Consider the following 19,273-nt stretch of genomic DNA (forward strand, 5'->3'; position numbering starts at 1 on the left):
TGTCATCCGACGGTCATGGGTGAAACCCAGAATCTGTCACATCTTGTGACAATTCAAGGCCACCCATGTTTGCTCTGGACCCCTCCTCCACGCAGCACGCTGCATCTGCTCCGACACCGGTTCCGGCGCTTGCCCCTGCGCCCGCCGCGCCACGCCTGCTGGCCCGCGCAGGCCAGCTCAGCCAGCCCACGGCGCCGATTCCCCCCGACACCAGCAACGAGGACGTGCACCGGCTGTTCAGCGAGCAGCCCCTGCTCGAAACCCTGGCCGTGGTGGCCGACGACCGGCCGCTGGGCCTGATCAACCGCCAGCGCTTCATGGAGCAGTACGCGCGGCCCTTTGCGCGCGACGTGTTCGGCCGCCGCAGCTGCCTGGTATTCACCGACACCGCGCCCATGGTGGTGGCGGCCGGCCTGCCCATCGACCAGCTGGTGCAGCAGGCGCTGGCCAGCGGCAGCCGCGTGCTCAAGGACGGCTTCATCACCGTCGAGGAAGGCCGCTATGCAGGCATAGGCACTGGCCACGCGCTGATGGCCGCCATGTCCGACATCGAGGCCGACAAGACGCGCCAGCTCATGGCCAGCATCGACTACGCCAGCCTGATCCAGCGCTCGCACCTGGTCGAATCCGACCGCGTGCTCGCCAGCCAGCTGGAAGACCACGGCCTGCTGTGGGAGCCGCGCGACGTGGTGGGCGGCGATGCGTATTTCTTCCGTGCCACACCGCAGGGCCTGCTGGGCTGCATGTTCGACTGCACGGGCCACGGCGTGCCGGGCGCCTTCATGACGCTGATTGCCCTGTCCTTCCTCGAACAGGCCGTGGCGCCTGCAGGTATCGGCACTGGAACCGGCACCGGCACCGGCACCGCCATCGACCCCGGCGCCCTGCTGGGCCAGATGAACCGCTACATCAAGCGCGTGCTGCAGCAGCGCACCCGCGACGCCCAGCCGGCCTGGGGCGCACCAGCGGCCCCCGCCGACGGCCTGCCGGCGGAGAAGACCTCCAGCGATGGCCTGGACGCCGCGCTGTTCCTGCAGTCGCCCTGCGGCACGCAACTGCGCTTTGCCTCGGCCCGGCTGGACCTGCTGGTGGCGCCGCCCGGCGTGCAGGAGGCGGCCCAGGTGCAGATCCATGCCGGCGACAAGCTGGGCATAGGCTATGCGACCACACCCGACGACGCGGCCTGGAGCACGCAGGAGCTGGAGGTCGCGTCCGGCTCGCTGCTGATGGTGGCCACCGATGGCGTCATCGACCAATTGGGCGGCCCGCGCCAGATCGCCCACGGCAGAAAGCGCCTGGCGCGCTTCCTGCACGAGCAGCAGGACCGCCCCGCCGCCCAGGCCTGCGCCGAATTCCGGCAGGCCTTTGCCCAGTGGCAGGGCACGCAGCGCCGTCGCGACGATGTCTCGCTGCTGGTGTGGCGCAACCAGGCCCTGCAGTCATGAGCCCGGCCGAATTCGCTCAGCTGCGCGCCCAGGCCGAGCACAACGGCCTGCTGCTGTACTACGCGGGCACCTTCAACCCCCACGTGATCCAGGCGGCGGCCGACACGCTCAAGAGCCGCCTGGCCAGCGAGGACGGATCGAGCAGCGCCAAGCGCAAGCTGTTTTCCACCTTCATCGAGATGGCGCAGAACGTGCTGCACTACGCAGCGCCCCTGCCTGCGGCCGACACAGGCCCCCGCCAGGCGCTCAGTGCGCCCGTGCCACAGGGCGCCATCGGCGTGGGCCGCATCGATGCGCTGGCCTGTGCCCAGGAGGCGGGCGCCGAGCCGGCGCCAGCCCGCTTCTGGATCGCCTGCAGCAATGCCGTGCGCAGCGAGCATGTGCCGCGCCTGGCCGCCAAGCTGGATGCCGTGCGCGCCATGAGCCACCCCGAGATCAAGGCCGCCTACAAGGCCCAGCTGCACAACACGGACCACGGCACCAGCGACGACATCAGCCGGGGCGCGGGCCTGGGCTGGCTGACCATTGCGCGCGATGCCTCGGCGCCGCTGCAGTACCACATCGCCACGGGAGAGGACGCCGCCGAGACCGCGCCCCATGCCGTATTCCACGTCAAGGCGCTGATCTGAACGCCGGGCGTCCTTCAACGAACCGACCTGCCGCCATGCAAGCATTGAAATCCGAACGCACCTCCGTCACGCCCGAAGTGGTCTTCTCGCCGGCCGAGCAGCTTCTGCGCATCGAAGGCGAGTGCTATCCCGAAAACCCCCTGCCCTTCTTCAACCCCATCCTGTCCATGCTGGGCCGGTATTTCGAGGCGAGCCAGCCTCCTCGCTTCGTGGCCGAGATGAAGCTGCAGTACATCAACAGCGCCTCCACCATGGGCCTGCGCTCGCTGTTCGCGCTGCTGGACCAGGCCGGGCAAAAGGGCACGGACATCCGCGTGGTCTGGGCCTTTGACGAGGAAGACGACGCCATCGAGGAACTGGGCGCCGACCTGGTGGAGGACTTCGCCAACCTGGTGCTGGAGCGACAGCCCTACAGCAACTGAGGGCAGGCCTGCTCCGCCCTGGCCTTCAGGCCAGCGGCTTGCCCATGAGCACCGTGGTCAGGCCGCAGTCCCATTCCTCGTCGGGATAGGTGTCCAGCGTGGCATATCCCTGCGCCGTGTAAAAGCCCAGGGCCTGGGTGTTGAAGCTGTCGGTCTCCAGCCGCACCTGGGCGTGGCCGTCGGCGCGCATGGCCTGCTCCGCGTGGGCCAGCAGCGCACGGCCCACGCCGCGCCCCTGCCAGGCCGGCAGCACATGCAGGGCGCCGATGAAGTCATCCACGCGGTCCACGAAGCCGGCCACCACGCCATCGCACTCGGCCACCCAGAACAGGTGGCCGCGCGACTGCACGTACTGCGCGGTGCGGCCCGAGGCGCGGAACCGCGCATCCTTGTCCGCCGTCAGCTGGGGCTTCCAGGTGCTGTCGTAGGTGGCCCAGAGCACGGCGTTCAGGGCGGGAAGGTCATCAGGCCGCGAGGGTCGAAGCGAGAAGGTGTCTGTCATGTCGCTGGCAAGGTTCAGGCCTGGCGCAGCCGGTCCACCTCGGCATGCAGGTCCTGGGCCCAGACGCGGCGGTCGCGGCCATCGGCCGTCTGCGGCTGGCCATAGTGGACGGCGGCGACCAGGTCGTCGGCGCACAGCGTGCGCCAGATGGAGCCCAGCAGGGTTTCATCGCCCTCGTAGCTGGGCGCGTGGCTGATCTGCCCGGTGGCGCCGTCGATGAAGCGCAGGCCCACGGGCAGCACGGGCGCACCGATCTGCACGGCCGCCTGCAGCAAATTGGCATGGAAGGGCAGCAGCTTGCGGCCGTCGCCCGTCGTACCTTCGGGGAAGATGGCCAGGATCTCGCGGCGCTGCAGGGATTCCTCCATGCTCTGCACCATGCGCCGCGCATCGCGGCGCGAGGTGCGCTCGATGTACAGCGTGCCCGCCGCCGTGGCCAGCGTGCCGATCAGCGGCCAGCCCTTGACGTCGGACTTGGAGATGAAGCGGCAATGCCGCGCCGCATGCAGCACGGGAATGTCGAGCCAGGAAATATGGTTGCTGACCATGAGCACGGGGCCCTGGCTCGGCGGCTCGCCCTGGATCTCCAGGCGTACGCCCGCATGGGCCAGCAACTGCAGGGCCCAGGCCTGCACATGGGCGTGCTGGCGCTCCTCGGGCAGCTGCGGAAAGCGCAGGGCCACGATCCACAGCCCCTTGCACACATGGCCGAACAGGCGCGCTGCGCGCAGCGTGGCGCGCCCTCCCCTGCGCAGACGGCTCATGTTCAGCGGCGTTCGAATGCCACGCGGCCATCGACCAGGGTGCAGCGCACACGGGCCGGCAGTTCGTAGCCGCCGAAGGGCGTGCTCTTGCCCTGGCTGGCCAGCTCCTGGGGCTTGACCGTCCAGGCCGCCTGCGGATCGACGATGCACAGGTCGGCCACGCCGCCCTCGGCCAGCCGGCCCAGCTGCCCCTGCAGCTCGCCCAGAGACGAGCCCAGCACCTGCACGGGCGATGCCGTGATGGCGGCCAGGGCACGGTTCAAAGGCACGCCACCGTCCTGCGACCACTTGACGGCCAGCGACAGCAGCAGCTCCACGCCCGTGGCGCCGGGCTCGGCCTCGGCAAAGGGCAGGACCTTGGCATCCTCATCGACGGGCGTGTGGTCGGAGACCAGGGCGTCGATGGTGCCGTCGGCCAGCGCGGCAGACAGCGCATCGCGGTCGCGCTGCTGGCGCAGCGGCGGCGTGACGCGGGCGCTGCTGTCGAAGTAGCCGATATCGGTATCGGTCAGGTGCAGCGAGTTGATGGACACGTCGGCCGTGACCTGCAGGCCTTCGGCCTTGGCACGGCGCACCAGTTCCACGCCTGCGGCGCTGGACAGGCGGCACAGGTGCACGCGCGCCTGGGTGCCGCGCATCAGCTCGAAGATGGTGTGCAGGGCAATCGTCTCGGCCGCCACGGGCACGCCGGACAGGCCCATGCGCGTGGCCAGCGGGCCGCTGGCGGCCACGCCCTTGCCCAGGTACAGCTCCTGCGGGCGCAGCCACACGGTGTAGCCGTAGGTGGCCGCATACGCCAGGGCACGCTGCAGGGTCTGGGTGCTGGTCATGGGCACCTCGGCCTGGCCGAAGCCGATGCAGCCGGACTCGGTCAGCTCGGCCATTTCGGTCAGCACCTCGCCCTTGAGGCCCAGCGTCAGCGCGCCCAGCGGGAACAGGCGCGACTGGTGCAGCTTCTCGGCGCGGAACTTGAGCATCTCCACCAGGCCCTGCTCGTCGAGCACGGGATCGGTATCAGGCGGGCAGACCAGGCTGGTCACGCCACCGGCCACCGAGGCGGCCATCTCGGACTGCAGCATGCCTTCGTGCTCGTGGCCGGGCTCGCGCAGGCGCACGGCCAGATCGACCAGGCCCGGCAGCACCCAGCAGCCGGCGGCATCGATCTCGCGTTCTGCGGCAAATCCCTCGGGCGCCTTGCCGATGGCCAGCACCTTGCCGCCGTCGATGGCCACGTCGGCCTGCTGGTCCAGGCCCCGTGCCGGGTCCATCACTCGGCCGTTGCGGATGAGTATCTTCATGGTTTGCTACCCCGTAGACCGCAGGCGGCGCATGGGCTGCGGCCTGCGGCGATCAAAAACATATGCGTGTGTGGAGGCTCAAGCCTCGTTGCCGGCGACGATGGACATGACGGCCATGCGGACCGCGATGCCGAAGGACACCTGCGACAGGATCACGGCCTGCGGGCCATCGACCACTTCGGAGTCGATCTCCACGCCGCGGTTGATGGGGCCCGGGTGCATGACGATGGCGTCCGGCTTGGCCAGGCGCAGCTTCTCGGCCGTGAGGCCGAAGCTCTTGAAGTATTCCTGGCTGGACGGCAGCAGGGCGCCGCTCATGCGCTCGTTCTGCAGGCGCAGCATGATGATCACGTCGCAGTCCCGGATGCCCTCTTCCAGCGTGTGGAAGACGCGCACGCCCATCTGCGCCAGGTCCGGCGGCACCAGCGTGCGCGGGCCGACGACGCGCACTTCGGCCGCGCCCAGCGTGGTCAGCGCATGAATGTCGGAACGGGCCACCCGCGAGTGCAGCACATCGCCCACGATGGCCACGCGCAGGTTGGCGAAGTCCTTCTTGTAGTGGCGGATGGTGTACATGTCCAGCAGCCCCTGCGTGGGGTGGGCGTGGCGGCCGTCGCCGGCATTGACCACGTGGACATGGGGCGCCACATGCTGGGCGATGAGGTAGGGCGCGCCCGACTCGCTGTGGCGCACGACGAAGATGTCGGCGGCCATGGCCGAGAGGTTGGCGATGGTGTCCAGCAGCGACTCGCCCTTGCTGGCCGAGCTGCGCGCGATGTCCAGGTTGAACACGTCGGCCGACAGGCGCTTGGCCGCGATCTCGAACGTGGTGCGCGTGCGCGTGCTGTTCTCGAAGAACAGGTTGAACACGCTCTTGCCGCGCAGCAGCGGCACCTTCTTGACCTCGCGGTCATTGACGCTGACGAAGTTGGCCGCCGTGTCCAGGATGTGGGTCAGGATGTCCTTGGACAGTCCTTCGGTGGACAGCAGGTGGATCAGTTCGCCGTTCTTGTTGAGCTGGGGATTGCGCTTGTACAGCACGGTCAGGCCTCTTGGATGCGGAATTGGAAGACGCCGGCGTCATCGCGCGCCAGCGACAGCAGGCGGTCGGCCGGCAGCGCGATGCGCGCGGCGGCGAAGTCGGCCTGGAAGGGCAGCTCGCGCCCGCCCCGGTCCACCAGCACCGCCAGGCGCACGCAGGCCGGGCGGCCGTAGTCATAGAGTTCGTTGAGCACGGCGCGCACGGTGCGGCCGGTGTAGAGCACGTCGTCCAGCACCAGGATGTCGGCGCCGTTGACGTCAAAGTCGATCTGCGTCTGGGCGCTGGTGGCCATGCCGCGCTGCGCGAAGTCGTCGCGGTGCAGGGCCGAGGACAGCACGCTGGGGTTGCCGGGCAGGTTCAGGTCCTTGTGCAGCCGCTCCACCAGCCAGGCGCCGCCCGAGGTGATGCCGGCCAGGCGGGTTTCAGGCCCCATGAGGCTGCGCACGCCGCGCAGCAGTTCGCGGTACAGGGCCTCGGCGTCCAGCACCAGGCTGCCGGCTCCCGCAATGGATTCACTCATGGAAGACTCCTCAAAAACTGTTCAAGAATGATGCAGGCCGAGGCCGCATCGGCATCCCTTGCGCCACCGGCCAGGGCCTCGGTGGTGCTGTAGCGCTCGTCCACCTCGTAGACAGGCAGGCCGAAGCGGCTCTTGAGCTGGCGGCCGAACTTCTTCGCCCGCGCCGTGTTCTCGTGCGCGTTGCCGTCGGGGTGGTAGGGCACGCCGATGACCAGCGCATCGGGCTGCCACTCCTTGATGCGCTCGCCGGCCTGGGCCAGGCGGGCCTCGCCGGCCTCGGCGCGGATGGTGGGCAGCGGGTTGGCCGAGCGCAGCAGGCGCGTGCCCACGGCGCAGCCCGTGCGCTTGGCCCCGAAATCGAAGGCCACGAAACTCTGGAAATGGGAGGGAACGGTGGGCGGCACGGCCGTGCCGGCTGCCGCTGCTGCCTGGGACTCGGGAGCGGGCAGGCTCATGCGCGCCCCGCTTCGGGCGAGATCATCCAGCGCTGCAGGCCCAGCAGGCCCAGGGCGCGGTCATAGCGGTCGTCGACCGGGGTATCGAAGATGACGTTGGCGTCGGCGCCCACCGTGAGCCAGGCGTTTTCGGCCAGCTCCGACTCCAGCTGGCCCTCGCCCCAGGAGGCATAGCCCAGGGTGACCAGCAGGCGCTTGGGGCCTGCGCCATCGGACAGGGCTTCGAGCACGTCCTTGGAGGTGGTCATCTCCAGGCCGCCGGGAATGGTCATGGTCGAGGCGTAGGCGGACTCGTCGTCGGGCGCGCCTTCGATCACCATGGGATCGTGCAGCACGAAGCCGCGATCGGTCTGTACGGGCCCGCCGTTGAAGACGCGGTTGCCGCGAAGGTCCTCGCGGCCCAGGGCCAGATCCACCTTTTCCAGCAGGCCTTCCAGCGTAAGCTGCGAGGGCTTGTTGATAATCAGACCGAGCGCACCGCGCTCGCTGTGTTCGCACAGGTAGATCACACTGCGCGAGAACGCTTCGTCTTCCAGGCCAGGCATGGCAATCAGGAAGTGGTGCGTCAGATTGATAGGCGCAGTTTCAGCAGACATAACGACGGATTTTACCGGCGATCCATGCCACCTTCTTACCCTGTGGGCTTGGTCTGGCTGCGGCGCGACCTGCGCCTGTCCGACCATGCCGCCCTCTACCATGCGCTGCGCCAGTGCCGGCAGGTGCATTGCGTGTTCATCTTCGACGACGACATCCTCGCCCCCCTGCCCCGTGCCGACCGGCGCGTGGAGTTCATCTGCCAGAGCCTGACGGGCCTGGACGAGGCGCTGCGCGAGGCCTCGGGCCGCGCCGACACCGGCCTCATCGTGCGCCGCGGCCGGCCCGCTGAGCAGATCCCGGCCCTGGCCCGGCAGCTCGGCGCCCAGGCCGTGTTCTGCAACTGGGACGACGAGCCCGACGCACTGGCCCGCGACGCCCGCGTGCGCCAGGCCCTGGCCGCCGAGGGCGTGGCCCTGCACAGCTTCAAGGACCACATGGTCTTTGCGCGCGACGAGGTGCTGACCCAGGCCGGCGCGCCGTTCTCGGTGTTCACCCCGTACAAGAACGCCTGGCTGCGCCAGGTCACGCCCTTCTTCCTGTCCGCCTATCCCAGCGAGCGCGACCTGCCCGAGCGCCTGGCGCCACGCCCCGAAGGCGAGCGCCGCCCCGTGCCCACCGCAGCCGACCTGGGCTTTGAGGCCGGCACGCTGGACGGCCTGCGCCTGCCCACGGGTTGCGCCGGCGCCGAGGAACTGCTGGCCGACTTCCTGCCGCGCCTGCCGCGCTACAGGCAGGCGCGCGACTTTCCCGCCGTCAAGGGCCCCAGCTACCTAAGCGTGCACCTGCGCTTCGGCACGATCTCCATCCGCCGCCTGGCAAGGCTGGCCTGGGAGCAGACGCAGAGCCAGCCCCATGATGCCGAGGGCGCCGCCACCTGGCTGTCCGAGCTGGTCTGGCGCGACTTCTATTTCCAGATCCTGGCCCACCATCCGCACGTGGTGCACGCCAGCTTCAAGCCCGCCTACGACGCCATCGTGTGGGACACCGGCCCCGAGGCCGACGCGCTGTACGCCGCCTGGTGCGAGGGCCGCACCGGCTATCCGCTGGTCGATGCCGCCATGCGCCAGCTCAACACCACGGGCTACATGCACAACCGGCTGCGCATGGTGGCGGCCAGCTTCCTGGTCAAGGATCTGGGCATAGACTGGCGCCGGGGCGAGGCCTGGTTTGCGCGCCAGCTCAACGACTTCGACCTGGCGGCCAACAACGGCGGCTGGCAGTGGGCGGCCTCCACGGGCTGCGACGCCCAGCCCTGGTTCCGCATCTTCAACCCCATCACACAAAGCCAGAAGTTCGATGCCGACGCGCGCTTCATCGAGCGCTACGTGCCCGAGCTGGCCCGCCTGCCCGCCGCGCTGCGCCACGCGCCCTGGCAGGCCCGGCCGCTGGAGCTGGCCGAGGCCGGCGTGGTGCTGGGCACGGACTATCCCCATCCCGTGGTGGACCACGCAGCCGCGCGCGAGCGCACGCTGGCCCGCTACGGCGTGGTCAAGCAGGCCGACTGAAGGAAGCCGGTGCAAAGACACCGGAGCCAAGAAAAAAGGAGCAGCGCTGGCTGCTCCTTTTTTGCGGGACGAGGGCTGGCCGCCGAGGCTCAGGCCTCTTCGCCCAGCACCTGCGTCTCCGTCTGCAGTGACAGCGGCGCAGGCTGGGTGCTGTTCCCTTGCAGGGAATAGTGCTGGATCAGGCCCAGCAGTTCCTCGTCCGAGTAGGGCTTGCCCAGGTAGTGGTTGGCGCCCAGCTGGCGCGCCATCTCGCGGTGCTTCTGGGCGATGCGCGAGGTGATCATGACCACGGGCAGGTCGCGCAGGGCCTCGTCGGCGCGGATGTTGCGCAGCAGGTCGAAGCCGTCCATGCGCGGCATCTCGATGTCGGACAGCACCAGGGTGGGGCGCTCCTCGGCCAGGCGCTCCATGGCCTGCAGGCCGTCGGCCGCCAGGGCCACGCGGTAGCCTTCGCGCTGCAGCAGGCGCTGGGTGACGCGGCGCACGGTGATGGAGTCGTCCACCACCAGCACCAGCGGCACCGAGACCGGTCCCGCGCTGGCCGGCACGGCTTCGCCCTCGCCCTGGCCGGCGGCACGCTCGGCCTCTTCGGTCCGGGCGCGCACCTCGTCGCCATAGACGTTGGCCAGCGCCACAGGGTTGTAGATCTGGACAACGGCGCCCGAGGCCAGCACCGACATGCCGGTCAGGCCGGGCAGGCGGGCCAGTTGGGGGCCGAGGTTCTTGATCACCACTTCCTGGTTGCCCAGCACTTCGTCCACGTGCAGCGCAATGCGCTGCGACGCGCTGCGCAGGATGACCACGGGCCGGGTGCGGCCCACGGTTTCCTCGCTGCGCAGGGAGGACTGCCACAGCGCGCCCGCCCAGTAGAAGGGCAAGGTCTCGCCGCCATCTTCAAAGCCGTGGCTGGCATAGGCCTGCTGCAGCAGATCCAAGGGCGCACGGCGCACGATTTCCACCAGGCTGGCCGGCACGCCGACCAGCAGCCGGCCCGCGCGCAGCATGACCACCTGGGTGACGGCCGTGGTCAGCGGCAGCACGAGGCGGAAGGCACTGCCCCGGCCCGCTTCGCTGTGGGTCTCGATGCGGCCGCCCAGCGCGTTGACCTCGGAGCGCACCACGTCCATGCCGATGCCCCGGCCGGCCACGCCGGTCACCTCGGTGGCGGTGGTGAAGCCGGGCTCGAAGATCAGGCGGCCGGCGTCCTGCTCCGTCAGCGTCTGGTCCTCGGGCCACAGGCCCTGGGCCACGGCCTTGTCGCGGATGCGCTGCAGGTTCAGGCCGGCGCCATCGTCCTCCACCGAAAGCGCCACGTCGTTGCGCTCCTGGCTCAGGATGATTTCAATGGTGCCCATGGCGGGCTTGCCTGCGGCGGCACGCTGCTCGGGCGACTCGATGCCGTGGGCCACGCAGTTGCGCAGCAAGTGCTCGAAGGCCGGCATCATGCGGTCCAGCATGCCCCGGTCCATTTCAATGGTGCCGCCCAGGATGTTCAGCCGCACCTGCTTGCCCATCTCCTTGGAGGTCTGGCGGACCACGGCGTACAGGCGCTCGGCCAGGGAGTCGAACTCCACCATGCGCGTGCGCAGCAGGTCGCGCTGCAACTCGCGGGCCTGGCGGCCCTGGGCGACCAGGTCGTCCTCGGCGCCGGCCATGTCGCGCTGCAGGTTGCGCTGCACGGTGGCCACGTCGTTGACCGACTCGGCCATCATGCGGGTGAGTTCCTGCACGCGCGTGAAGCGGTCGAACTCCAGCGGGTCGAAGCCGGCCGCCGAGTCCTTGGACAGGGCCAGGCGCGACTGCATCTGGCTCTCGGCCTGGACCTCGATGTCGCGCAGCTGCATGCGCAGGCGCTCCAGGTTGCCGGCCAGCTCGTCCAGCGAGCCACGGGCCTGGGCCAGGCGCGCATCGACACGCGAGCGCGCAATCAGCACCTCGCCGGCCTGGCTGATCAGGCGGTCCAGCAACTGGGCGCGCACGCGCACCGTCTGGTGGGCGCCCGCACGCAGCGGCGCGGTGACAGGAGCCGGCTGTGCGTCGGCCGGCGCCGGGGATACGCCAGCGCCCGAGGCGTCGGAGGCCGTGGCGTCAGAAGACACCGCAGAGGCGGCAGGCTCGGCCTGGTCCGGCCCATCGGCCAGGCCCAGCGGCCCATCCTGCACCTGTTCGCCCGCAACGCGCAGCACGTCGAAGCCGGCCTGCAATGCGTCGAAGTTGCCCAGCAAGGGCTCGATCTGCTCGGCCGTGGGAGATTCGCTGTCGACCCGCTCGACGGCGGATTCCAGCCGGTGGGCCATTTCGCCCAGGCGCATGGCGCCAGCCAGCCGGGCACTGCCCTTGAGGGTGTGCAGGGCGCGCAGCGTTTCGTGGCGCGCCTCGTCCAGGGAAGGCCGGCCATGCCAGCGACGCAGCGCAGCGCCCAGGCGGGGCAGCAGCTCGATGGCCTCTTCCTCGAAGATGGGGAACAGGTCGGGGTCCACCTCGTCCAGGGCGTCTATGTCGTCGTCCAGGTCGTTGCCCACGGCCACCGCATGGGCGATGGCCTCATCGATGCGGCGCTGCAGCTCGGCTTCCTGGCGTGCGTCGTTGACCAGGGGGCGCATGGAATAGGCCAGCGGCGCCACGTCCTGTGCCTGGGCCTGCGCATGGGCGCCGGCGTCGAGCACGGCATCCGTGCCAGGCTGCGGCAACGGCTCCGGCAGCAGCGCATCGAGCCGGCTGTCCGGAGCGTCCGCGACTTCGATATCCAGCGCCAGCAGTGCCTGCAGTGCTTCTTCCACGCCCGGCTGGGGTGTCTTGAGGAAGCCGGCCGCGAACTGGTGCAGCAGGCGCTGCACCTCGTCGGAAGCCGCAATGCAGGCGGCGACCTGCTCAGGCGTGCCGCAGCGCTGCGGCTGCAGATGGGCCAGCGCATGCTCCAGCAGGCGCGCCAGGTCCGACAAGGCCTTGAAGCCCACGGTGGCCGAGCTGCCGGCCAGCGAATGCGCGAAGGCGATGGCGTCATCGGGCACGGGCTCGCCGGGCTCGGTCGCCCATTGCTGCAGCGACAGGTCCAGGCGGCGCGACCATTCGTCGGCCTCGTTGAGATAGACGTTGTACAGCGGCGCGCTGATGCGCAGGCCGTCCACGACCTTGAAGCCATCGGCATCGACGCCGGACGGCTCCTGTGCGCCGGACTCCTCAGCCACCGCAGGCGCCTCATCGGCCACGGATTCGGTATGCAGCTCCTGCGGGGTTTCCGCCTCGGAAGCTTCTACGGCTTCGATGGCCTCGGCAGGTGCGGCTGCCGGAGTCAGGTCCAGATCCAGCCCCTCGAAAGGCGCCAGCGGCACGGCGGCGTGCGGAGCCTGCTCTTCGGCTTCAACTTCGGCTTCGGCTTCGGCTACAGCTTCTGCGCCTGCTTCTGCTTGCAGCTCGGGCAGCGCGGGCTGGTCGCCCGAGACAACGGCCAGGGCTTCCTGCTCGCTGTCGCGCATGGCCGCCTCGAAGGCGGCGAAGTCCAGCTCCTCCACCGCGTCGGTGGCCAGCGCGGCGGGTGCCTCGGCGGTCTCCGGCTGCGTTGAACCCTGCGACTGTTCGGGCACGGCCGCCGCAGGCTGGGGGTCCAGGTCCAGCAGACCGAAGTCCAGCGCAATGTCCAGGTCACCGGCGGGCCCGGCGGTCTCGGCGGGCCCGGCGGTCTCGGCGGTCTCGGCGGGCACGGCCGGCTCGGGGGCTTCCCGCTGCTCGGCCTGCAGCTGCTGCTCCACTGCGGCGAAGGGCTCCACCGGCGCCTCGACCGCGGCAGGCTCGGCCTGCGTGCGGCGGTCGGCACGCGGCACCAGGGCCACGTCGGCGCGCACGCCTTCCAGGCGCATGGCATCGGCTGCAGCGCGGAAGGGCGTGGCCAGCCAGGCATCGGCCTGCTGGCGCTCGATGGCCGAAGCCCAGGCGCCAAAGGCGCGCAGCGCGTCGCTGGCCAGCTCCTGCATGGGCTGGGGCATGGGCTTTTGCTCGGCCAGCCAGGCATTGAGCATTTGCTCCATGGCCCAGCCGGCTTCGCCGAATTCATCCAGGCCGACCATGCGCGAGCTGCCCTTGAGCGTATGGAAGGCGCGGCGCAGTGTGGTCTGCTCGCTGAGGTTGCCGGGCTCATCGGCCAGGGTGCGCAGCGCCTGCAGGCCGTTGTCCACGACCTCGCGGGCCTCTTCCAGGAAGATGCTCAGGATTTCGTCGTCAGAATCATCTTCCGAGACGGTCAGACCGGCCAGCGGGGGAACGGGTTCAGGCAAGGGTTCGGGCTGAGCCGTGGCGGCAGCGGCAGCAGGGCCGGGCACCGGTTCGGCCGCTTCAGCCACGTCAGCTGCTTGAGCCGCTTCGGCGGGTATCTCGAGCGCCTTGGCGAATTGCGCCAGTTCGGCATCGTCGGCCAGCGCTTGCTGCCCGGCGGCAGTCGCCTGCGGCAGGGGTTCGGGCACAAGATCCACGGAGGGTGGCGGCGGCGCCGGCACCGACGGTGCTGCCGCAGCGGGTTCGGCAGGCAGGTCGTGTGCAGTCTCGGCGGGCTGGATCTGGGGCACGGGCAGCGGCTGGGCCACGGCAACGGCTTCGCGCTGCGGCGGCACGGCGGCGGTGTCCAGGGCCGGCAGCTGCTCGGGCGCCTTGCCCGCGTCGTCGGCGCGGTGGCCACGGCGGCCCATCAGGATGCGCAGGCCGCCTTCGGCCTCGTCATAGACAAAGAGCTTGCGCGCCATGCTGCGCTGGTAGCTCAGCATGTCGATCAGGAAACCCATGGCGCCCAGGCTGTTGCCCAGCTTGTCGAAGACCTGGGCACGTTCTGACTCGGCGATCTCGCCCAATACCAGCCGCTCCACGGTTTCGCGCATGCGCTGCATGGCCTGGGTGGCCTGGTCCAGGCCCAGCACGGACAGCACGCCGCGCATCTGCGCCATCTGGCCAGACACCGGCGCCAGCACGGTGGCATCGGCGGGGTTGCGGAAATACTGGTCCAGGTGCCGCTCGGCCTCGGCCAGCGTGGCACGCAATTCGCCCACGACCGAGCCCATGGTCTGGTGGTCGCTGGCCTGGCGGTACAGCTCCTCCATCCACGGCTCCAGCGGCCGGGCGGGCGCGCCCTGCAGGGATTCCTCCAGGCGCTGGACCAGGTTGGCGGATTGCTCGGCCAGTTCCTCGTCGCCCATGTCCATGGTGGCAAAGGCCGCCTGCAGATAGAGCACGGAGGTGGCCACTTCCATGGCCAGTTCCGCCGGCGGCGGCTCGCCGATGCGGGCCACGGTTTCGGCCACCTTGATCAGCATGCGCGCCAGGCCATGGCTGGCCGGGTGCAGCTTGACCAGGGATTCGGCCACCTGGGCGAACTGGTCCACCACGATCTTGGTGCGCGCACGGTCGCCGCCTGCCAGGGCGGACCAGGTCTCCGCCGCCGTGGTGATGCGCTTGCGCGCCTGCACCAGCACGGCCGGGTCGTAGCGGCCAAAGCGGGTCTGCTGGTAGTCCACCTGCGGCTGGGCCTGCATGCCGTAGGCCTGGCGCACGGCCTGCAGGGCAGCGCCGGCCTGCTCGGCCGGGCGCGCCTGGGCGCAGAAGAACAGCAGGTCCTGCAGCAGGCGCGCAGGCGGCGTGCGGTCGCCCTTGGCCATGGCCGCGTACTGTAGCAGCACGCGCGAGGCCATGCGTTTCACATAGAGGTCGACAACGATCAGGCCGCGCGACTGCGCGTCGAAGAAGCCAGCGGCCACCTTCCAGAAGCTGCGTGCGGTGACATCCTCGGTCTGGGCCACGGCAAAGCGCAGGCACAGGTCACGCATCTGGGCGGCGGCCTCGCGGTCATCGCTCTTGACCATGCGCAGGACCACGCCGTCGAGCAGGGCACGGGCATCGGGCCCGTAGGCCAGCGGCTCGGCCTGGCGCGCCCACTCGGGCTCGCGCGCGCGGCGCTCGGCAGGCCACAGATCGGCCGGATGCACCTTGTCGTTGCCGGCCAGCGCCTGGGTGTCGCGGTATTGGGGAAACAGGGCCACGGCCGAGACGGTCTTGCCGGCCAGCACGGTTTCCAGGTATTCGATCAGGGCAAAGCTGGCGCGCTCCAGCGTGGCGGCGGCCTGGTCGGTGCACAGCTCGGGGCGCTGCACGAAGCGCTGCACGGCGCTTTCCATGCCGCGCAGCACCAGGGCCGGAGAGCCCAGGCCCACCATTTCGAGGGCGCCGCAGGCCTGGTGCAGCTGCTGGCGGGCGATGCGCAGGGCCGAGGTGTCAAGCTCCTCAAGGTCCGAGGCGCGCGCCGCATCGGCATCGCGCACGAAACGCGCCACGGCCTTGCTCGCGCCTTCCAGCGACTTGCGCAGCTCATCGAGCACCCAGGCCAGCGGGCCCAGGTCCTGTTCGGTGTGCGCGGCCTGCGCCGCGCCCGTTTGCGATTCGTCAACCACTGACATGGACAGTTCCCCAAGCCCCTAGGGCCTGTGCATAGCTATGTTGGACCGGGTCAGGCAATCTTGAAACGCGCCACCGACTGGCGCAGTTCCTCGGCCATGTGCGAGAGTTCGCGCACCTGCTGCGCCGTGGTGCGCGTGCCTTCGCCCGTCTGCTCCGTCACCGCGAAAATGTGCTGGATGTTCTCGGCCACGTCGTTGGCCAGGACGGCCTCGCGCGAGGTGGACGAGGAGATCAGCTCGATCAGCTCGGCCAGGTGGCGCGACACGGTATCGATCTCGGTCAGCGCGGTACCTGCGGAGTCGGACAGTCGCGCCCCCTCGACCACACCCTGGGTGGAACGCTCCATGGCGGCCACGGCATCCTGGGTGTCGGTCTGAATCGCCTTCACCAGCGCCGCGATCTGGCGCGTCGCATCTGCCGAGCGCTCAGCCAGGCGCTGCACTTCTTCGGCCACCACCGAGAAGCCGCGACCGGCTTCACCGGCCGATGCGGCCTGGATGGCGGCGTTCAGCGCCAGCACGTTGGTCTGCTCGGTAATGTCGGAAATCAGCTCGGTGATTTCACCGATCTCCTGCGAGGATTCGCCCAGCCGCTTGATGCGCTTGGAGGTTTCCTGGATCTGGTCGCGGATGGAGTTCATGCCGCCGATGGCGTTCTGCACGGCCTTCAGGCCCAGGTCCGCAGCTTCCAGCGACTGGCGCGCCACCTGGGCAGATTCCTGCGCCTGGGTCGAGACCTCGTTGATGCGGCCTGCCATGTCCAGCACGGAGCGGCCGGTTTCGCGGATCTCGCGCAGCTGTTCGGTCGACGCGGCCAGCAGCTCGGTGGAGTTGGCATCCACCTCGGCCGTGGTCTGTGCCACGCGCGTTGCCGTGTTCTGCACGCTGCCCACCAGGGCGCGCAGCTCTTCCACCGTGTAGTTCACCGAGTCGGCAATGGCGCCGGTGATGTCCTCGGTCACGGTGGCTTCCTGCGTCAGATCGCCTTCGGCCACCGATTGCAGTTCGTTCATCAGACGCAAAATCGCGGCCTGGTTGGCATCGTTGATGCGCTTGGCTTCATGCTCCTGCACGCGGGACTCTTCCTGGCGGCGTTCGGCCGCTTCCTGGCGCAGACGGCTGTCGAGCAGCTGCACGCGGGACAGGCCCACGCCGCACAGCAGCACCAGCACCGTGGCCAGCGCCAGCAGGCCCATGGGCAGCGAGCCGATGCCGGCGCCGCTTTGCAGCTTGTTCTGCAGGTCTTCCAGATGGCGGCGCAGCGGTTCGCTGTCGGCGTTGATGGCGGTCTGGGCTTCGCGGGCGGACACCAGGCCCTGCAGGTTGCCCAAAATGGCGCTGGCCTCGCTGCGGGTCTCTTCGTAGAGCTTGATCAGCGCCTCGATCTGCTCGCGGGTCTGGGCGTCGCGCGTGGGGGGCAGGCGCAGCTCGCTGCTGCCGCTCAGCAGGCTTTCGGAGATTTCCTTGAACGAGTTCAAGTCCTTGCCCAGCAGGAACACGGCCTCGGGGCTCACGCCTTCGGCGGTCTGGAATTCGTTGGCCGACTTGCCGATACGCTGGGTCAGCATCACGAGCTGGCCGGCAGCGGAGATTTCCGCCGGGCTGGCGCCCTGCTGCAGCTTCAGCGAGGAGATGGTTTCGGCGATCTCCAGCAGGTCCGAGGACTGCCGGTTGATGGTGCGCAGCGCGTCGCCGACCTGGGTCAGGATCTGCTTTTGGTCCATCACCACCTTGGCGCTTTGCTCGGCGCGCTCCATCAGCGGCGTGATCTGGGCCAGTTCGTCGGCATAGGCGCCGCCCAGCGGGCGCACGCCCATGGAGTCGTCGCCCGAGGCAATGGCGCGCACGTTGCGCGCCAGCACGCCGGAGCTGTCCTGCACGTCCACAAAGGAGGATGCCGCGCCCGTCAGCGCCTGCGAGACCGACTTGGCCAGACGCTGCGACTGCATCAGCGCCTGGCCGGTGGCGGCCAGCTGCTGCGCCGAGCCGTCGGCCTGGCGCAGGGCCCAGGCCGCCGCCAGCACCAGGGCCAGCACCGACACACCCAGCAAGGTGGACAGCGTGCGCTGGTGGCGCGCGGCAGGCGCGCGGCCCAGCAGCGGCAGGGCCACCATGTCGTGGTCAACGGCTGCGCCGCCGTCGCGGCCCGGCATGGCGTCGGGGGCGCCCTGCACGGTCAGTGACGCATCGAGTGCGTACATATCCTGGGAGACGGTGTCTCCGAGCATGCTGTTGTCCGCACCGGAGCCGGCGTCGGCCGGCTTGCGTTGGAAGCGATTTGCAAGACGTTGCAAGAATGACATGGGACGACCTTCAGAAACTCAGGCGCGAATGCTCAGAAACTCGGAGGTTTGGGACAGGCGCTGCAGTTGCAGCTCCTGCCAGCGGTGGCCCGCTTCATCGATATGCACGGGGCCGAAAAAGGCGGGAGAGTGCTCGGGCGCAGGCTCGGTGCGCACGAATGCGTCGGCGCTGCGCAGGCCCTGCAGGCGGTCCACGAGCAGGGCCGCATTCACTTCCAGCGCGGCATTGAACGCCAGCAGGCTGGACTCGGCCAGCGCCGGTTCGCTGCGTGTCACGCCGTGGCCCAGCAGGCTGGCCAGGTCGATCACGCCGGCCAGGGTGCCGCGCAGGTTGGCAATGCCCAGGAACCAGGGCTTTGTATAGGGCACAGGCTGCACGCCGGCCCAGGGAAAGATCTCGCCGGACTGGCCCAGCGGCATCAGGTAGTTGCGCCCGCCGGCCTGGACGGCCAGCCAGGCCGCCACCTTGACGCCTTCGCTGCGTGCGGCCTGAAGGCGGCCAGCCAGACGGGACTGCAGATCGCGCAGTGCTTCACGGTTCGCCATGGGCAGCGCACCAGATCAGTTCAGCGCCGCGATCTTGGCCTGCAGCTCATCGGCATCCACAGGCTTGGTGATGTAGTCCCGCGCACCCTGGCGCATGCCCCAGACCCGGTCGGTCTCCTGGTTCTTGCTGGTGCACATGATGATGGGCAGGTCGGCGTACAGCGGGTCGCGCGTGATGGCACGCGTCAGTTGAAAGCCGTTCTGGCCGGGCATGACCACGTCCATCAGGATCAGGTCGGGACGGTCTTCGGCCAGGCTGCGCATGGCCTCTTCGCCATTCTCGGCCGTGCGTACCTGCAGGCCCTGCTTTTGCAGCATGTCGGACAGAAACATCAGTTCGGTCTTGGAGTCGTCCACGACCAGGACTTTGCGGATGGGCATCAAAGTGCTCCTATGGTTTGCTTGCCGAACTGCTCCACGGCCTGCAGCAGCTGGTCTTTGGTGAAGGGTTTCGTGAGGTAGTCCTGGCAGCCCACCATGCGCCCGCGCGCCTTGTCGAATACGCCGTCCTTGGACGAGAGCATGACCACAGGCGTGTCAGCAAAGCGCGCGTTGCGCTTGATGATGGCGCAGGTCTGGTAGCCGTCCAGCTTGGGCATGAGGATGTCGCAGAAGATCAGCTGGGGCTGGTAGTCGTTGACCTTGGACAGTGCGTCGAAGCCGTCGTCGGCCAGGAGCACTTCGTGCCCGCCCTGCTTGAGGAAGATTTCTGCGCTGCGGCGGATGGTATTGCTGTCATCCACCACGAGTACGCGCAAGGGTGCGCCCGATGTCGTCACTGAGAAACCTCCCGGAAATGTATGAGTCGGCG

The 19,273-nt window shown here is 69.3% G+C and carries 16 protein-coding genes; 4 read left to right on the plus strand and 12 right to left on the minus strand.

Features of this window, described 5'->3' with window-relative positions; all coding sequences use genetic code 11:
• Positions 1–65 precede the first annotated feature (65 nt).
• From AAN986_RS23275 to AAN986_RS23285, 3 genes are read left to right on the plus strand one after another with little or no spacing between them, the layout of a single operon-like run.
• Entirely contained in the window at positions 66–1,445 is a 1,380-nt protein-coding gene (locus AAN986_RS23275) for a SpoIIE family protein phosphatase (protein ID WP_047217488.1), read from the plus strand.
• Positions 1,442–2,074: a DUF6272 family protein gene (locus AAN986_RS23280; protein ID WP_016453196.1), complete on the plus strand. Its 633-nt coding sequence runs from the start codon at positions 1,442–1,444 to the stop codon at positions 2,072–2,074. The genes AAN986_RS23275 and AAN986_RS23280 overlap by 4 nt, the downstream gene beginning before the upstream one ends.
• Positions 2,075–2,109: 35 nt before the next feature.
• Complete coding sequence (locus tag AAN986_RS23285) at positions 2,110–2,496, plus strand: DUF1987 domain-containing protein (RefSeq protein WP_016447926.1); 387 nt, start codon at positions 2,110–2,112, stop codon at positions 2,494–2,496.
• Between the two features lie 25 nt (positions 2,497–2,521).
• Here the strand turns inward: AAN986_RS23285 and AAN986_RS23290 are convergent, their stop codons facing one another.
• From AAN986_RS23290 to AAN986_RS23320, 7 genes are all read right to left on the minus strand, one after another.
• The gene (locus tag AAN986_RS23290) at positions 2,522–2,998 is read right to left on the minus strand and encodes a GNAT family N-acetyltransferase (protein WP_016447927.1); all 477 of its coding nucleotides are present in this window, start codon (positions 2,996–2,998) and stop codon (positions 2,522–2,524) included.
• 14 nt (positions 2,999–3,012) lie between these two features.
• Positions 3,013–3,762: a lysophospholipid acyltransferase family protein gene (locus tag AAN986_RS23295; RefSeq protein WP_016453195.1), complete on the minus strand. Its 750-nt coding sequence runs from the start codon at positions 3,760–3,762 to the stop codon at positions 3,013–3,015.
• Between the two features lie 2 nt (positions 3,763–3,764).
• Positions 3,765–5,060 carry a dihydroorotase gene (locus AAN986_RS23300; protein WP_047217487.1) on the minus strand — a complete coding sequence of 432 codons (1,296 nt, stop codon included), beginning with the start codon at positions 5,058–5,060 and terminating at the stop codon, positions 3,765–3,767.
• Between the two features lie 78 nt (positions 5,061–5,138).
• Positions 5,139–6,101, minus strand: coding sequence for an aspartate carbamoyltransferase catalytic subunit (locus AAN986_RS23305; protein ID WP_012203510.1), 963 nt, complete (start codon positions 6,099–6,101; stop codon positions 5,139–5,141).
• A 2-nt stretch (positions 6,102–6,103) separates the two neighbouring features.
• A complete protein-coding gene (pyrR, locus tag AAN986_RS23310) occupies positions 6,104–6,622 on the minus strand; it encodes a bifunctional pyr operon transcriptional regulator/uracil phosphoribosyltransferase PyrR (RefSeq protein ID WP_013804027.1) in 519 nt (172 codons plus the stop codon).
• Positions 6,619–7,077, minus strand: a complete 459-nt coding sequence (ruvX, locus tag AAN986_RS23315; protein ID WP_016447930.1) for a Holliday junction resolvase RuvX — start codon at positions 7,075–7,077, stop codon at positions 6,619–6,621. The genes pyrR and ruvX overlap by 4 nt, the downstream gene beginning before the upstream one ends.
• Positions 7,074–7,673 (minus strand): YqgE/AlgH family protein, encoded by a 600-nt coding sequence (locus AAN986_RS23320; RefSeq protein ID WP_012203507.1) that lies wholly within the window; start codon positions 7,671–7,673, stop codon positions 7,074–7,076. Before AAN986_RS23320 ends, ruvX begins: the two co-directional genes overlap by 4 nt.
• 24 nt (positions 7,674–7,697) lie before the next feature.
• Here AAN986_RS23320 and AAN986_RS23325 point away from each other — a divergent pair, with 24 nt between their 5' ends.
• Positions 7,698–9,179 (plus strand): deoxyribodipyrimidine photo-lyase, encoded by a 1,482-nt coding sequence (locus AAN986_RS23325; RefSeq protein WP_047217486.1) that lies wholly within the window; start codon positions 7,698–7,700, stop codon positions 9,177–9,179.
• 89 nt (positions 9,180–9,268) lie between these two features.
• Here AAN986_RS23325 and AAN986_RS23330 read toward each other — a convergent pair whose 3' ends face one another.
• The 5 genes from AAN986_RS23330 to AAN986_RS23350 are packed head-to-tail and all read right to left on the minus strand — an operon-like array spanning position 9,269 to position 19,241.
• Positions 9,269–15,613: an Hpt domain-containing protein gene (locus AAN986_RS23330; protein WP_047217485.1), complete on the minus strand. Its 6,345-nt coding sequence runs from the start codon at positions 15,611–15,613 to the stop codon at positions 9,269–9,271.
• 50 nt (positions 15,614–15,663) lie between these two features.
• Complete coding sequence (locus AAN986_RS23335) at positions 15,664–17,916, minus strand: methyl-accepting chemotaxis protein (protein ID WP_016447934.1); 2,253 nt, start codon at positions 17,914–17,916, stop codon at positions 15,664–15,666.
• 18 nt (positions 17,917–17,934) lie between these two features.
• A complete protein-coding gene (locus AAN986_RS23340) occupies positions 17,935–18,462 on the minus strand; it encodes a chemotaxis protein CheW (protein ID WP_016447935.1) in 528 nt (175 codons plus the stop codon).
• Positions 18,463–18,477: 15 nt separating this feature from the next.
• Entirely contained in the window at positions 18,478–18,843 is a 366-nt protein-coding gene (locus AAN986_RS23345) for a response regulator (RefSeq protein WP_016447936.1), read from the minus strand.
• The gene (locus AAN986_RS23350) at positions 18,843–19,241 is read right to left on the minus strand and encodes a response regulator (RefSeq protein WP_016447937.1); all 399 of its coding nucleotides are present in this window, start codon (positions 19,239–19,241) and stop codon (positions 18,843–18,845) included. Before AAN986_RS23350 ends, AAN986_RS23345 begins: the two co-directional genes overlap by 1 nt.
• Positions 19,242–19,273 lie beyond the last annotated feature (32 nt).

Source organism: Delftia sp. DS1230, from assembly GCF_040112715.1.
Lineage (GTDB): Bacteria > Pseudomonadota > Gammaproteobacteria > Burkholderiales > Burkholderiaceae_C > Comamonas > Comamonas tsuruhatensis.